The 15,145-nt window shown below is 67.6% G+C and carries 13 protein-coding genes and 1 pseudogene; 6 read left to right on the top strand and 8 right to left on the bottom strand.

Translation table 11 applies throughout. The features are described 5' to 3' along the window. The first annotated feature begins 30 nt into the window (after positions 1 to 30). The 6 genes and pseudogenes from ACIG5A_RS41835 to ACIG5A_RS41810 all read left to right on the top strand — a co-directional run bounded on the left by ACIG5A_RS41835 (position 31) and on the right by ACIG5A_RS41810 (position 7,607). The gene (locus tag ACIG5A_RS41835; RefSeq protein ID WP_397250807.1) at positions 31 to 1,503 is read left to right on the top strand and encodes an ABC transporter substrate-binding protein; all 1,473 of its coding nucleotides are present in this window, start codon (positions 31 to 33) and stop codon (positions 1,501 to 1,503) included. A 5-nt stretch (positions 1,504 to 1,508) separates the two neighbouring features. Then, on the top strand, positions 1,509 to 3,140 hold the full coding sequence (locus ACIG5A_RS41830) for an ABC transporter substrate-binding protein (protein ID WP_397250805.1): 1,632 nt from the start codon (positions 1,509 to 1,511) through the stop codon (positions 3,138 to 3,140). Positions 3,141 to 3,146: 6 nt separating this feature from the next. Next, positions 3,147 to 4,103 (top strand): ABC transporter permease, encoded by a 957-nt coding sequence (locus ACIG5A_RS41825; protein WP_397250803.1) that lies wholly within the window; start codon positions 3,147 to 3,149, stop codon positions 4,101 to 4,103. After that, the gene (locus ACIG5A_RS41820; RefSeq protein ID WP_397250801.1) at positions 4,100 to 4,990 is read left to right on the top strand and encodes an ABC transporter permease; all 891 of its coding nucleotides are present in this window, start codon (positions 4,100 to 4,102) and stop codon (positions 4,988 to 4,990) included. The genes ACIG5A_RS41825 and ACIG5A_RS41820 overlap by 4 nt, the downstream gene beginning before the upstream one ends. 13 nt (positions 4,991 to 5,003) lie before the next feature. Then, positions 5,004 to 5,825 (top strand): annotated as a pseudogene (locus tag ACIG5A_RS41815) (ABC transporter ATP-binding protein); the annotation flags it as partial. A gap of 675 nt (positions 5,826 to 6,500) precedes the next feature. After that, complete coding sequence (locus ACIG5A_RS41810) at positions 6,501 to 7,607, top strand: ABC transporter ATP-binding protein (RefSeq protein WP_397250996.1); 1,107 nt, start codon at positions 6,501 to 6,503, stop codon at positions 7,605 to 7,607. A gap of 85 nt (positions 7,608 to 7,692) precedes the next feature. On the opposite strand, the gene ACIG5A_RS41805 is transcribed toward ACIG5A_RS41810, so the two are convergent. From ACIG5A_RS41805 to ACIG5A_RS41770, 8 genes are all read right to left on the bottom strand, one after another. Then, positions 7,693 to 8,235 carry a GTP-binding protein gene (locus ACIG5A_RS41805; RefSeq protein ID WP_397250994.1) on the bottom strand — a complete coding sequence of 181 codons (543 nt, stop codon included), beginning with the start codon at positions 8,233 to 8,235 and terminating at the stop codon, positions 7,693 to 7,695. A gap of 49 nt (positions 8,236 to 8,284) precedes the next feature. Beyond that, positions 8,285 to 8,725 carry a DUF742 domain-containing protein gene (locus ACIG5A_RS41800; protein WP_397250799.1) on the bottom strand — a complete coding sequence of 147 codons (441 nt, stop codon included), beginning with the start codon at positions 8,723 to 8,725 and terminating at the stop codon, positions 8,285 to 8,287. Then, positions 8,722 to 9,150 (bottom strand): roadblock/LC7 domain-containing protein, encoded by a 429-nt coding sequence (locus ACIG5A_RS41795; protein WP_397250797.1) that lies wholly within the window; start codon positions 9,148 to 9,150, stop codon positions 8,722 to 8,724. The genes ACIG5A_RS41800 and ACIG5A_RS41795 overlap by 4 nt, the downstream gene beginning before the upstream one ends. Further along, positions 9,147 to 11,825 (bottom strand): nitrate- and nitrite sensing domain-containing protein, encoded by a 2,679-nt coding sequence (locus tag ACIG5A_RS41790; protein WP_397250795.1) that lies wholly within the window; start codon positions 11,823 to 11,825, stop codon positions 9,147 to 9,149. The genes ACIG5A_RS41795 and ACIG5A_RS41790 overlap by 4 nt, the downstream gene beginning before the upstream one ends. Positions 11,826 to 12,109: 284 nt before the next feature. After that, positions 12,110 to 13,129 carry a hypothetical protein gene (locus ACIG5A_RS41785; protein WP_397250793.1) on the bottom strand — a complete coding sequence of 340 codons (1,020 nt, stop codon included), beginning with the start codon at positions 13,127 to 13,129 and terminating at the stop codon, positions 12,110 to 12,112. Positions 13,130 to 13,180: 51 nt separating this feature from the next. Then, on the bottom strand, positions 13,181 to 13,693 hold the full coding sequence (locus tag ACIG5A_RS41780; protein ID WP_397250791.1) for a hypothetical protein: 513 nt from the start codon (positions 13,691 to 13,693) through the stop codon (positions 13,181 to 13,183). Between the two features lie 30 nt (positions 13,694 to 13,723). Continuing rightward, complete coding sequence (locus tag ACIG5A_RS41775) at positions 13,724 to 14,491, bottom strand: alpha/beta hydrolase (protein WP_397250789.1); 768 nt, start codon at positions 14,489 to 14,491, stop codon at positions 13,724 to 13,726. A gap of 54 nt (positions 14,492 to 14,545) precedes the next feature. After that, positions 14,546 to 14,830 carry a DUF427 domain-containing protein gene (locus ACIG5A_RS41770; protein WP_397250787.1) on the bottom strand — a complete coding sequence of 95 codons (285 nt, stop codon included), beginning with the start codon at positions 14,828 to 14,830 and terminating at the stop codon, positions 14,546 to 14,548. Between the last annotated feature and the right edge of the window lie 315 nt (positions 14,831 to 15,145).

Genomic DNA, 15,145 nt, shown 5'->3' with positions numbered 1-15,145 from the left:
CAATCGGTCCGGGCTGGCGGTGAGCTGGTCATGGGCCTATCGAACGAGCCGGACAAGCTCGACCCGACCACGTCCAGCTCGCTCTATACGCGTTATGTCATGAACTCGATCTGCGAAAAGCTCTACGACAACGACGCATCCGGAAAACTGGTCCCCCAGCTGGCGACCGCGCTGCCCACCGTCTCCGAAGACGGCCTGACCGTGACCATTCCGGTCCGCAGCGGGATAAAGTTCGCCGACGACACCCCCTTCGACGCCGCCGCGGTGCAGACCAGCCTGCAGCGTCACCTCACCTCCAAGACCTCGCAGCGCACCAGCGAGATGGGCCCGATCGCCGCCATCGAGACGGCCGACCCGACCCACGTGGTGATCAAGTACAAGAAGCCGTTCGCGCCGATCACCGCCGCGCTCGCCGACCGCGCGGGCATGATCATGTCGCCCGCCGCGCTGGCCAAGGACGACAAGAACTTCGCCGATCACCCGGTGTGCGTCGGCGCCTTCAAGTTCGTCAAGCGGGTACCGCAGACCTCCATCACGGTGGAGCGCGACCCGCTGTACTACGACGCGGCGAAGGTCCGCCTGGACCGGATCACCTACCGGATCATGGCCGACGCCAACATCCGCGCGGCGAATCTGCGCTCCGGTGACATCCAGGTCGCCGACACCATCTCGCCCCAGGACGTGGACGCGCTGGCCAAGGATCCCGACCTGCGGCTGCTGCAGTCGCAGGCGCTCGGCTTCCGCGGCATCTATCTCAACATCGGCAATGTCGACGGCGTCGGCAAGCCCGCGAAGCCGATCGACACGCCACTGGCCAAGGAGGCCAAGGTCCGTCAGGCGCTCTCGCTGAGCGTCGACCGCCGGACGCTGGTCGACACCGTCTTCAACAACTGGTACGAACCGGCGTGCACGGCGATCGTGCCGAACAGCACCTTCGCCACCCCCGCCGGAATCGCCTGCCCCACTTACGATCCAGAGAAGTCTAAGCAGCTGCTTGCCGAGGCGGGCGTCTCACTGCCCTACCGGGTGACACTGCAGGTGCAGAACAGCCAGGATCAGCTCCGGTACGCGCAGGCCCTGCAGGCCAGCGTCCAGGCGGGCGGCTTCGAGCTGAAGATCGTGCCGGTCGAATACTCGACCCTGCTCGACGTGCAGAAGCGCGGCACCTACGAGGCGCTGCAGCTCGGCTGGTCGGGCCGGATCGACCCGGATGCCAACACCTCTCGATTCCTCACCACCGGATCCGGCAGCAACTACGGCGGATACAGCAACAAGGAGCTCGACGATCTGCTCGGGCGGGCCGCCCGCACCACCGACACCGCGCAGCGCGCGGATCTGTACGGCCAAGCGGTGCAACTCATTCAGAAGGACAACCCCTACATCTACACCTACCGGGAGCGGCTGCTCACCGTGCATTCCACGCAGGTGACCGGCGTCGAGATGTACCCGGATGGTGTGGTGCGGCTCGGCAAGGCCGCGTTCGTCACGGATCGGCAGGGCTGACCCACATGTTCGTTCGTTTCCTCCGGCTGGCGATCGCCTGCCTGGTCGCGGTGCTGCTCGCGTCCTGCTCCCAGGCTCAGGCGCCGGTCGAGATCACCACGCACACCGATGATTACGGCACTCCGCTCGGCAACCAGCCGGTCCGCGAGGGTGGCGACCTCATGATGGGCCTGTCCAACGACCCGGACAAGCTCGATCCGTCCACCTCCACCTCGCTCTACATGCGCTACGTCATGAGCACGGTCTGCGAGAAGCTCTACGACAACGACTCGTCCGGAAATCTGGTGCCGCAGTTGGCGACCGCCATGCCGACGGTCTCCCCCGACGGCCTGTCGGTGACCATTCCGATTCGCACCGGCATCCAATTCGCCGACGGCACACCGTTCACCGCGACCGCGGTGCAGACCAGCCTGCAGCGGCACTGGACGCTGGAGGGCTCGCAGCGCACCGGTGAGATGGGGCCGATCAGCGGCATCGAGGTCGACGACCCGACCCACGTCGTGATCAAGTACCACGAGCCGTTCGCGCCGATCACCGCCGCGCTGGCCGACCGCGCGGGCATGATCATGTCGCCGGTCGCGCTCAAGGAGGCGGGTAAGAACTTCGGTGACAACCCGGTGTGCGTCGGACCGTTCAAGTTCGTCAAGCGGGTGCCGCAGACCTCGATCACCGTCGCCCGCGACCCGCTGTACTACGACGCGCAGAACGTGCACTTCGACACCATCACCTACCGGATCATGGCCGATCCCAAGGCACGCGCGGCGGCGCTGCGCTCGGGGGAAATCCAGGTCGCGGACACCATGTCACCGCGCGATATCGACACGCTGACCAAGGTGCCACAGCTGCGGGTGCTCCAATCGGGATCGTTCGGCTTCCAGGGCCTCTACCTCAACATCGGCAATGTCGACGGTGCGGGTAAGCCGGTCAAGCAGATCAACACCGCCATCGCGCGCGATGCCCGTGTCCGGCTGGCGTTTTCGCTGAGCGTCGACCGGAAGAAGTTGGTGAAGGACGTCTTCCAGGACTGGTACGAACCCGCGTGCACGCCGATCGCGCCGCGCACCTCGTACGCCACCAGGTCGAGCACCGCATGCCCGCTGTTCGATCCGGCGCGCTCGCGCCAGCTGCTGACCGACGCGGGCGTGCAGACCCCGTATCCGGTGACGATGCAGGTGATGAACGTGCAGGATCAGCTGCAGTACGCACAGGCATTGCAGGCCAGCGTCGCCGAGGGCGGCTTCGACCTGAAGATCGTGCCCGCCGAATACTCGGCGATGCTCGACGCCCAGAAGAAGGGCACCTACGAGGCGCTGCTGCTCGGCTGGTCCGGGCGGCTCGACCCGGACGCCAATATCGCCCGCTTCCTCGTCACCGGCTCGAACGGTAACTACAGCGGCTACAACTCGCCCGCACTGGACGAGGTGCTCGGCTGGGCCGCGCACAGCAACAGCGCCGCCCAGCGCGGCGCGCTGTACGAGCAAGCGGTGCGGTTCATTTCACGAGAGAACCCATACATCTACACCTACCGGCTGCGTAACCTCACCGTCCACTCGACCTGGGTGGCGGGCATCGAGGTGTACGCCGACGGTGCGGTGCGACTCGGCAAGGCCGCATTCGTCGCGGATCGGAAGGGCTGAAAACCCATGCTTCAGTATGTATTCCACCGCTTATGGCAGTCGGCGGTCACGCTGGTGCTCGCCTCGATGGTGGTCTTCGTCGGCGTCCGCGCCCTGCCGGGCGATCCGGCGACGGTGATGGCGGGCGAACAGGCCGACGAGGCGGCCATCAAGGCGGTGCGCGCCGAACTCGGGCTGGACAGCTCGCTGCTGGTGCAGTACCTCAAGTTCGTCAAGAACGCGCTCACCGGCGATTTCGGCCGATCCATCCGCACCGGCTCGCCGGTGAGCGACATGATCGGCACCACGCTCCCGGTGACCGTGCAGCTCGCGCTGTACGCCATGGCCATCGCGGTGCTCGCCGGCGTGATCGGCGGCGTGATCGCCGCGGTGTACCGCGGCCGCTGGCCCGAGTGGGCCGCCAACGGGTTCTCCCTCGCGGCGCTTTCGGTGCCGACCTTCTGGCTCGGCATCCTCGCGGTGCTGTATCTGTCGGTGCAGCTGCGCTGGTTCCCGGCCTCGGGATACGTTTCGCCCCTTGACCATCCGCTGAAGGGCATCTACTTCCTCACCCTGCCCGCGCTGATCCTCGGGCTCACCCACGCCGCGGTGGTGCAGCGGCAGACGCGCTCATCGATGGTGGAGACGCTGACCGCCGACTTCGTGCGCACCGCGCGGGCCAAGGGCCTCGGCCGTGGCGCGATCATCCTGCGCTTCGGGCTGCGCAACAGCCTCATCGTGGTGACCACGATCGTCGGCCTCCAGCTCGGCGCGCTCATCGCGGGCGCGGTGGTCACCGAACGCATCTTCAGCCTGCCCGGTATGGGCAAGCTGACCCTCGATTCGCTGTTCACCCGCGACTACCCGGTGATCCAGGCCGTCGTGCTGGTGATCACCACCTCATACATCGTCATCAACCTGCTGGTCGACGTGCTGTACACGGTGATCGACCCACGCGTGCGAGTGTCCGGGAGAGCCAAGTGACCGTCATCGAAGCGACCAAACCCGTTGAGACACCGTCACTTACCGCCGTCGCGGTGCGCGGGCGGGTGCTGCGCCAGCTGCGGCGCAATCCACTCGGCCTGATCGGCGCGGCGCTGCTGCTGATCGTGGTGTTCATCGGCGTCTTCGCGCCGCTGCTCGCGCCGTACGCACCCGCCGAGGTGCACTTCGCCACCCCGTTCCAGCGGCCGGGTACCGAGGGATTCCTGTTGGGCACAGACGATCTGGGCCGCGACATCTTCTCCCGGGTGCTCTACGGCACCCGTGCCTCGCTCGAGGTCGGCGCGCTGTCGGTGCTCTGCGCGGTGGTCATCGGTGTGCCGCTCGGCCTGCTGTCCGGGTACTGGCGGGTGCTGGACATGGTGCTGTCGCGGCTGTCGGATGTGCTGCTCGCCTTCCCGTTCCTCATCCTCGCGGTCGGGCTGACCGCGATCAACGGCGGCGGGCTCGTCGACGCGGCGATCGCGCTCGGCGTCGCGCAGGTGCCGATCATGATGCGGGTGGTGCGCGCGGAAACGTTGCGGCTCAAGGAAACCGACTTCGTGCTCGCCGCCACCACCATGCACGTGCCGTCCTGGCGCATCCTCGGCGAGCACATACTGCCCAACGCGCTCGCGCCGATCATCGTGCAGGCCACGGTGATCATGCCGACCGCGGTGATCGGCGAGGCGATCCTGTCGTTCCTCGGCCTCGGTATCAAACCGCCCGCGCCGAGCCTCGGCATCATGCTGTCCGACGCACAGCAGTATCTGCTGCGCACGCCGTGGCCCGGCATCTTCCCCGGTGTGGCGCTGGCGATCATCTGCTTGGGATTCAACCTCTTCGGCGACGCCCTGCGGGATGCGCTCGACCCGAAGACAAGTCGCTGAAGGAACCCTTCTCATGACCAAACCACTGTTGAAGATCCGCGATCTGCGGGTCCGCTTCGGCGATGTGCAGGCCGTGCAAGGTGCGGACCTCACCATCCAGGCCGGTGAGCGGGTCGCGATCGTCGGCGCCTCCGGATCCGGGAAATCGACACTGGCCCATGCGATCGTCGGGCTGCTGCCCGGCGCCGGGCAGGTCAGCGGCGGCGCCATTCACTGGCGCGGCGAGGAGATCACGCACGCCGACGAGAAGCGGCTGCGCCAGCTGCGCGGACGTGAGATCGGGCTGGTGCCGCAGGATCCGATGTCCAACCTGAACCCGGTCGCCCGCGTCGGGCGACAGGTCTCGGAAACGCTGCTCGCACACAAGGTCTGCTCGCGCCGCGAGGCCAAGGAGAAGGCCGTCGAGCTGCTCGCCCAGGCCGGGCTGCCCGAGCCTGCGCGGCGCGCGCGGCAGTACCCACATGAATTCTCCGGCGGTATGCGCCAGCGCGCGCTGATCGCGATCGGGCTGGCCTGCCGCCCCGATCTGCTCATCGCCGACGAGCCGACCTCGGCCCTCGATGTCACCGTGCAGCGCCAGATCCTGGACCACCTGGAAAAGCTCACCCAGGAACTCGGCACCGCCCTGCTCCTGGTCACCCACGACCTCGGCCTGGCCGCCGAGCGCGCCGACCGCGTCATCGTCATGTCCGACGGCAAGATCGTCGAATCCGGCCCGGCCCGCCAGGTGCTCACCAACCCCAAGCAGGACTACACCCAGCGCCTCGTCGCGGCCGCCCCCGGCCTCGTCCTCGCGCCGCTGCTCACCGAGGAAACCGAAGGTAAGCCCAACGCGGGCAAAGCAACCCAGCGCAAGACCGCCAAGGCCAAGACCAACGGCGCGAAAGCCAACGGCGCCAAGGCCGCGGAGCTGAAGACCGCCGACACCACGGCGGCCGACACCAGCGCCCCCGCGAAGGCCCCTGCCGCCCAACCTGCCGAGCCCAAACCCCTCAAGGGCCGAGCGGCCAAGGCCGCCCGCCGCAAAGCCGCCAAGGCCCAAGCGGACGCCGAAACCACGGCAACCACCGAAACCACGGCCAACGGCGAAAAGGCCGCGACCAACGGCAAAGCAACCACCGCCACCGCGAGCGAATCCGCCACTGCCACCGAGGCCACCGACCGGAACGCCGACGCGGCCGAGGACACCGCCGACACCGACACGACCAAGGCTGCCACCGACGCACCCGAGGCCGTCACCGAGAACGGCGCCGACGACACAGCGGGCAATGGGGCGACCGCGAAAGACGAGGCCGCCGGGGACGTTTCGGGCGACGACAAGGCTGCTCAGTCCGACGCAGTCGAGGATGAGCCTGCCGCCGACGAAGCCTCAGAGGTTGCTGCCGCCGCTGCGGACGACACCGACACGACCAAGGCTGCCACCGACCGCGAAAGCGCGGCCGCCGAGGAGGTTTCCGGCGACGACAAGGCCGGTGAGTCCGCAGCGGATCGGGACAAGCCAGCCGCGGATGTGGCCGCCGAGGGCCAAGCAGCCGAGAACGCCACTGCCGAAGGCGAAACCGCGGACAGCACGGTAGACGACGATAGCGCCGCAGCGGACGCAGCCGCGGTAGTCGAAGCCGCCGAAGATAAAGCGGGCACGGGCAACGTCAGCGGCAGCGCCTCGACCGACGCGAGCACCGCCGAGGACAAGGCCGCTGCGAACCCAGCTGCCAACGGGAAGGCCGAGGCCGACAAGGCTGTTGAGCCCACCGTCGGCAAGGCTGCTGCGGCCGTCACCTCGGAAGACCGTCCCACCGACGCGGCCGCGAAGGCCGAGCTCAGCAAGGAAACTCCGATACTCGAGGTGGCGCATCTCAGCAAGGAGTACAAGATCCGTGGGCGCGGCGGGGTGTTGAAAGCGGTCGATGACGTTTCCTTCAGCATCGGCAAGGGACGGACGACCGCGATCGTCGGTGAATCCGGTTCCGGGAAGACGACTACCGCGCGGATGGTGCTCGGGCTGGTGCCCGCCACGTCCGGCACGGTGAAGTTGGACGGCGAGAACATCGTCGGGTTGCGCGGGGCGCGGTTGCGGGCGGCGCGGCAGGCGATGCAGCCGGTGTTCCAGGATCCGTACGCGTCGCTGGATCCGATGTGGACGGTGGAGCGGATCATCGCGGAACCGTTGCGCGCCTTCGGGATCGGTGACAAGGGCAGCCGCCGCGCGCGGGTGGCCGAACTGCTCGATCAGGTGGCGCTGCCCGCCGCGGTGGCGCACCGGTATCCGAACGAGCTGTCCGGTGGTCAGCGGCAGCGCGTCGCCATCGCTCGCGCGCTCGCCGTCGGTTCCCGGCTCGTCGTCTGCGACGAGGCCGTGTCGGCGCTGGATGTCCTTGTGCAGGACCAGATTCTGACGCTGCTGAAGTCGCTGCAGGACGAGCTCGGCCTGAGCTACCTGTTCATCTCGCACGATCTGGCGGTCGTCCGCGCGCTGGCGCACGAGGTGCTCGTCATGCGCGACGGCCGGGTGGTGGAACAGGGTCCGGTGGACAAGGTGCTCACCGCGCCGGCCGATTCCTACACCCGCCAGCTGCTCGACGCCATTCCCGGCGCGGGCGTACTCGCCGGGGTCTGACGACAGCTCGGGACACAGAAAGGGGCACCGCGGCGAAAGCCGCAGTGCCCCTTTTCCGTTGAGCGAAGTCGAGGAAAGCGGCCCTTCAGGCAGGCAGCCCCTGCGGCGAGAGCCGGTGGAACAGGACCTGTTCCAGCAGCGCGACGAGCACATCCTTGACCGATTCCCGGTCGCGCGCATCGCATTCCAGCAGCGGAATCCACTCTTCGAGCTCGAGTGCCTCGCGCACCTCGGTGAGATCGAACCGCTGTCCGTTGTCGAAGCGGTTGACCACGACCACGAACGGCGTGCCCTTCTCCTCGAAGTAGTCGAGCACCGGGTAGCAGTCGTCGACCCGGCTGGTGTCCACCACGATCACCGCGCCGAGCGCACCGTCGACCAGGTCGTCCCACAGGAAGACGAAGCGGTCCTGTCCCGGCGTGCCGAACAGGTAGAGAATCAGCGAGCGGTCCAACGTGATGCGGCCGAAATCGAGCGCGACCGTGGTCTGGGTCTTGTCCGCACGCCTGCCAGGATCGTCGACGCCGATCGCGACCTCGGTCATCGCCGCCTCGGTGACCAGCGGCTCGATCTCGGAGATCGCGCCGATGAACGTGGTCTTGCCGACCCCGAAGCCACCGCTGATCACGATCTTCACCGAGGACGGCATGGTCGGAGCTGGCGGTGGGGGGCTCATGTCAGAGTGCCCGTACAAGGTCCCTGATCCTCTCGATGGCAGCGGTGGACAGTTGATCGGACTCGCGCACGGTGACGTATCCGCCCGCGGCGAGGTCACTCACGATGACCTTCGCGACGCCGACCGGAACGTGCAGTGCGGTACCGATTTCGGCGATGGAGTGCGGCCGCTGGCACAGCTGCACCACGGTGCGCTGTTCGAATTGCAGCGGTGCCGAAAGTGCCGAAGGCGGCGCCTGCACCAGTGTTTCGATGCGCAGACCGTCCATCAACGGCATCGTGCGCCCCGAGGTGATGACGAAGGGGCGCACGAACTGTTCATCGCTGCCGACGAGCTCTTCGGCAGGTGGCGCTTGCCCTGGCCGGTCCTCGAACCAGCCGGGGGTGTGATTCTTCGGGATCATCCGTTGGTCCGGCAACCACGGCCGATCGGGATCTCTCATCTTCGCAATGTCTCTCGCAGTTCGGAAATCAGCGCGGGATCGAGCAGTGAGCCCGCACGTTCGGCCAGCAGGGCCATCTCGTAGCCGACGAGGCCTACGTCGCAGCTGCCGTCGGCGATGACGCCGAGGCAGCTACCGTCTCCCATGGCCGAGACGAGCAGGAAGCCCCGCTTCATCTCGATCATGATCAGTTTGAGCCCGTCGAACGAGTAACTGCGCGAGGCACTCTTGGCGAGGCTGGCCAAACCGGACACCATGGCGGCGAGCCGGTCGGCGGAGGTGCGGTCGAGACCGTCGGACATCGCGATGAGCAGTCCGTCCGAGGAGACGGCGACCGTATCGCGCACGCCGTCGGTGTCTCGCACGAAGTTGGCGAGCAGCCAGTTGAACGTGTGCGGGTCGGCGCTCGGTAAGTGGGTGGTCACCGGTTCTCCTCTGCGATGGCTGACTGTGCGGGCGGCGCCGGCTCACCGGCGCGGGAATCGTGTTCGCGTGGACCGACATACGGCCGCGAAGACGACGGAGCGGGCGGGGCGCCGCGCTCGTGTCCGGCCCGGAACGACGACAGCATGCTCCGCGTCTCCTCCGGTGAACGCTCGGTCACCGGCGCACGCTCCGGCCGCACCGTTGCGCCGTTCGTCTCGCGCCGCGTCTCACCGGCGGGCGCATTGCCCGCGCTGCGGGACTTCTTGTTGCGCCGCACGAGTCCGTTGCGCGTGGTGCGTGGCCCGGACGGCACTGAGGATATATCGAATTCTCCTGTGCCGCTGCGCGTTTCGGGAACACGCCAGGTACCGGTGTCGGTCATCGGCGGCGTGCCTTCGGAATCACCGGGGGTGGAAATGAAGTGTGAGTATGCGGACACCTGCCACGATCCCGTCGTAGTGGCGTCGCCGGGCTCGACGGCCTCGTGCCGCGGCCGTGCGTCGCGCGGCTTGTCTGGCCCTGGCGCCGATCGCGCATCGTCGACGCCGGGACCGAAACCGTTGCGCTCGGCGCCGTACGCCGCCCACGCGGGTTCCGGACCACGATGGCTCGGCACGCTCGGTTCCGGCGTGATCGGTTCCGGTGCAATGGGCTCCGGCGCCATGGTGGCCGGGACGCCCCTGGCCGCCTGTTCGGCCGTCACCGCGGGAATGCCGACCTCGGTATCGGCGCCCCATGACCGCTCGACGCCGCCACCGGACACCTTGGCGCCCACCGCGGGAGCCTGGTGCTGCCCCTCCTGCACGATCAACTCGTTGGGCAGCGTGAGCCGCGCGACGATACCGCTCACCGGCGACATGTTCAGCTCGACATCGATGCCGAGCCGCTCCGCCAGCCGGCCGACCACGTAGTGGCCGAGGTAACGCGAGGGCGCGACGATGAAGTCCTGTTCACCGCGCAGCCTGGCATTGGACTGGGCCAGCGCGTCGGCGGGCATGCCGACACCGTGGTCGACCACGGCGAGCAGGTACCCGTGCGGCGCACGGCGCCCGTAGATCTCGACCTCGAGATCCGGTGGGGAGAAGGCGAGCCCGTTCTCGATCAGCTCGGCGAGCATGTGCGCGAGTTCGGAGACCACCGCGCCCTGGATGAGGACGTCGTCGACCCGGCGCAGCACCACCCGGCGGTAGTCGTCGACCTCGGACAGGCCGGCGCGGATCACGTCGCTCAGCGAGATGGCCTGGGCCCACCGGCGCGGGCTCGCCTCGCCGACGAGCACGAGCAGGCTCTCGGCGTTGCGGCGCATGCGGGTGGCGAGGTGGTCGAGCTCGAACAGGTTGGCCAGGCCCTTGGGCTCGAGCTCCGCGCGTTCGAACTCGCTGATCAGGCCGAGCTGGCGGCGGACAAGGTTCTGGTTGCGCCTGGCCAGGTTGGCCATCGACTCGGTGGTGTTGCGGCGAACGAGCGCCTGCTGGGAGGCCAGTTCGAACGCGGTGCTCTGCACGCGGTCGAGCGCGCCTGCCACGGCGGCGATTTCGGTACTCGCGCCCGCGGGGGTGCGCACCGGAGCGGGCGCATCCGGGCGGCTGTCGTCGGCGTGCGTCCACTCCTCGATGACCTTCGGCAGTCGCCGGGAGGCCACGTCGTCGGCCTCGCCCGCCAGTGCGGCGAGCGGGCGCACGATGGCGCGCACCGAGATGACCACCAGGGTGACCATGGCGGCGATGGCGATCAACGCGCCGACGATGAAGCCGATCAGCTTGATGGTCGCGGCGGCGCGCAGATCGTCGGCGCGTGCCTGCACGTCGTTGCCGACCACCTGCTGCACGCTGCGCTGCGCATCGATGATGCTCGACATCTGCGTCCACCACGACATCGGATCGACCTCACGGACCAGTCCGCCGTCGCTGGAGGCGATGGCGATGCTCTCCGCCTGTTCCGCCCTGGTCGCGGCGTCGCTGAGCATCGCGGCGTCGAGCTTGGCCTGCTGCGCGCTGGTGGCGTAGCGGGAGAACGCGGCGAGGCTGGACAGCTTCGTCGCGCGAATCTCCATGAACTGCACGTACTCTCCGCCGTTGAAGCGGCCGGAGGTGAAGACGCCGTTGAGGAAGCCGCGCTCCTTGTCGACCTCTTCCTTGGCCTCACCGAGCGCGTACAGCGCGCGCAGCCCGCGCTGGATCTGCGGATCGCGCGCCTGGTCGAGGCCGAGCTGCAGGCGGTTCAGCGCGCTGACGGCGTCGGTGTAGAACTGGAAGACGACCTGCCTGCTGACGCGGCGGGTGTCGATCTGGGTGCGGGTGTTCGCGAGCAGGTTCAGCTGCCCCAGTGCCGCGCGAACCTGATCCGCGCCCGGCGCATCGCCCGCGGCATCGGACTTCAGCGTGGCGAACGCGGCGTCGACCTTGGCGCGCTGTTCGATCAGCGGCTGCGCCAGCCGGTTGTCACCACCGAGCAGGCCGTTGCTCAGGCCGAGTTCGCGCTGGATCTGGTTGGTCAGATCCTGCACGCTCAGCGTGAGCGAGACCGCGCGCACGGTATCGCTGGACTCGCGGTAGTCCGAAACCTCGCGGTAGACGGTGACACCGAGCAGCGCGATCACCAGAATCAGCGCGAGCGCGAGGATTCGGGTGAGCTGACCGCCGATGGTGCGCGGCCGTAGGATGCTGCTTCCCATTCCGCTGCCGGACAGCGGATGTTCACCCGGGGATACCGCAGGTTCGAGTTTCGCTGTGTCCCCGGACTTTTTTGGCCGTAGACCTAGACGCACCAACCTGCTACTCCTCCGAAAAGCGGGCCGTGACAACTCCACGACGAGCGCACGGAAAGTCTCCGAGCAAAATCCCATATGCCCGGTCCGGCGTCAACTCGAGAGGTCGTCGCGGAGAACTTTGTTCATTTTTTTCGGCCGGCCTGTGAACTACTACCAGGACCGGCCGAGCGACCGACGTGGACGAAAGGTTAACCCGCGAGGATCGCGAGCACCGCATCCGAGGTGTAGAACGGCTCGAGCCGCTCGCGAATCATCTTGGCCAGCAAGCCGTTTCGCTTCGCGCCCGCGATGACCGCGGGACCGTAGCGCAGGATCTCGGCGGCGATGTCGTCGCCGGACAAACCGAGCTCGGGCAGCATGGCGGCGAGGGTGTAATCGCCGTACTTGTGAAAGAACACGTCGACGCACTCGTCGACGAGCAGCCCGAAGTACTCCTTGTCCTTGGTGGTGACCGCGATTTCGTAGCAGATCAGCACCAGCTCGTTGAGGTCCTTCTGCGTCAGGTAGTCGCGCAGGCCGCTGACGGGTTCGTCGGCGTGCAGATCCCAGAACTCCATCGCCGCGTCGTGTACCGGTGCGTCACGCAGCATTTCGCGTATCGCGTTGTTGGTCCGTTTGAGCGCGAACATGGCGCCCTTGCCCGCGAGGTCGCCGACGAAGGTGCCGTCGGCGACCTTCTTGGCCCGGTTGGCGGCGGACTGGCCGAGCGACATCAGCGAGGAGACGCCCGGAATCTTCTCCGCGCGTTCCCGATTGGCCTGCATGAAGTCGTTGATCAGCTTGTCGACGAACTTCGAGGCGACGGTGGCGACCAGCGGGCTCTCGGTGAGCCGGTCCAGAATGCGCTCCTGCGCCTGGTGCATGCCGAAGATCTTCTCCAGCAGCGCCTCCACCGGCGCACGGTCGACCACCTGACCCAGGGTGTATTCGTGGTTGGCGGCGATGTTGTCGTAGATGGAATCGGCGAAGACGCCGACCATATCGGCGATGACGGGGCTGCCGCCGATCAGCTCGATGAGGGTGGCGACCGTCTGTTTGGCCTGGTCGACCTCGACGATCTCCCGGAAGATCAGCGTATCGGCGGCGGCGAGCACCGAGTCGACGTCGCGGGCGACCACCTCGGTGAATCGGTCGCCGGTCAGCTCCGCGAGCAGGAAATCCACCTGCGCGTCCAGTAGTCGTTCGGCGATTTCCCGCGGCTCGGCCATAGCGTTCCACCCATCACGTTCGTAGTACGGTGCGCCCGGCCGGATTACGGATCAGCTGTTGTCGGTATCGTTGCCGTGCAAAGATTTCCGAATCCGATCCAGACGCTCACGCGCGGCCTTCTCGCGCGCCTCCCATTGCTCGTCGGCGCTGCGGCCCGCCGGGGTCTGCCGGTCGAGTTCGCCCATTCCCTGCGCGGTGCCGAAGCGCTGCTCGACCTTATCGCGAACTGACTCGAAAGTAGGGACACCGGCGGACGAATATCCGCCGATCCCGGGCCGCCCAGGCATACCGGTCGGTTGCCCCGGTACCACGGGTACCGTGAAACCGCTCCCGACCTGGCCGGATACGCCACCGGCGCCGGGCGAATCATGCGTCGGCGACGGCGCAGTGGCCGGACTCACATCGTCGACCAGCTCGGCATGGTGCACGGCCGCCATCTCGCCGAGCGCCGAGTTCACCGCCCAGAACGCGGTGCGACCTGCGGTGGCGGCATGCAGCACGGCCACGAGTTCGTCGTCGGACAGTGCCGCTAGCTTCGCGGCGATCTCGCTGAGCTCACTCATATCTCCACGCTACGCACCACCGCGCGCCGCTCAGCCGATGCCGTGTGTCCCGGCCCACTCGGTGATGGTGCGCGTCCACTCGCCGCCGATGAAGGCGATGACATCGTTGTGCCCGGCGCCGGGCACCACGACCAGCCGCTTCGGCTCGGGCGCCGCGGCGTACAGCCGCCTGGCGTGGCGCACCGGCAGCAGTTCGTCCTGATCGCCGTGCATGATCAGCAGCGGCGCGCGCAACCGCGCGATGCGCCGCAGGCTCGGATACGCGTCGGGCACCAACGGCGACGGCAGGTACGGGTACACAGAGCGCGCCGCGTCCCTGATGCCGGTGAAGGTGGACATGAGGATCAGTCCGGCGGGCGGATGCGCGACCGCCAGCTCGACAAGCACTCCCCCGCCGAGCGACTTGCCCAGGTACAACACCTTTTTCGGGTCGACGCCCGGCTGCTCGAGCAGAACGCGCAGTGCCGCACGGGAATCCAGATAGGTGCCGTGTTCGGTGGGGCGGCCGGTGCTGCGGCCGAATCCGCGATAGTCGAAGGCGAGCACATCGAAACCGGCCGCGGTGAGCAGCGCGAAGATCGCGACCCGGTCCCCGATATTGCCCGCGTTGCCGTGCGCGAACAGCACGTGCCCGATCGAGTTCCGCGCGGGCAGCCACCAGGCGTGCACCGTCTCGCCGTCGTCGGTGGCGATCGACAGGTCGGTGTAGTCCATCCCGAGCAGGGAGGGATCCTGCCCGATGCGCCGCTCGGGCAGGTACGTCAGCGCGTTGAGGATCGGGCTCGCGGGGTGTCGCATGCTGTCGTTCTTACCCCGTGGCCGTTTCCGCCACGCGCCGACTCCCCATTCGCGCTAGCCGACGTCGACCCCGCGCCAGAACGCCACGCGATCGCGGACCATCTCGGCCTCCGGCTTCGGCTCGGGGTAGTACCAGGCGGCATCTTCGTTCTTCGTGCCGTCGACGACCACCGTGTAGTAGGACGCGGTGCCCTTCCACGAACAGACGGTGTGAGTTTCGCTGGACTCGAAGTACTGCTTGTTGACGGAGTTCGCCGGGAAATAGTGATTGCCCTCGACGACCACCGTGTCATCGCTCTCGGCCAGCACTACGCCATTCCATACGGCTCGCACGCTCATCGGACCTCCAGATCACATGGCCGACGCGGTCGCACCGACCCCGCCACTACAACGCCCTGCGATGATTGTTTGATTCCCGCGCTCTGGCAGACCCATCGGCCTCCGCCCGCCCGAACCGCTCGTCACCCGGCGCACACACCGCGGCCGACAACCCCTGGGCGCCTGCGTCCCGCCGTTGCCACGACGGCGAGGGGCCGGATTATCAAGCGACGCAATCGATCAGGAACGCACCACCACACGAGATCCGGCCCTAGCCATGCCGCGAAAGACCGGATCGCCAAGCGACACAACCGATCAGGAACGCACCACCACACG

The sequence above is a fragment of the Nocardia sp. NPDC052566 genome, from assembly GCF_044547285.1.
GTDB lineage: Bacteria > Actinomycetota > Actinomycetes > Mycobacteriales > Mycobacteriaceae > Nocardia.
Note: the sequence above shows the minus strand (reverse complement) of the source record. Positions and strands in the feature narration are given on the sequence as shown.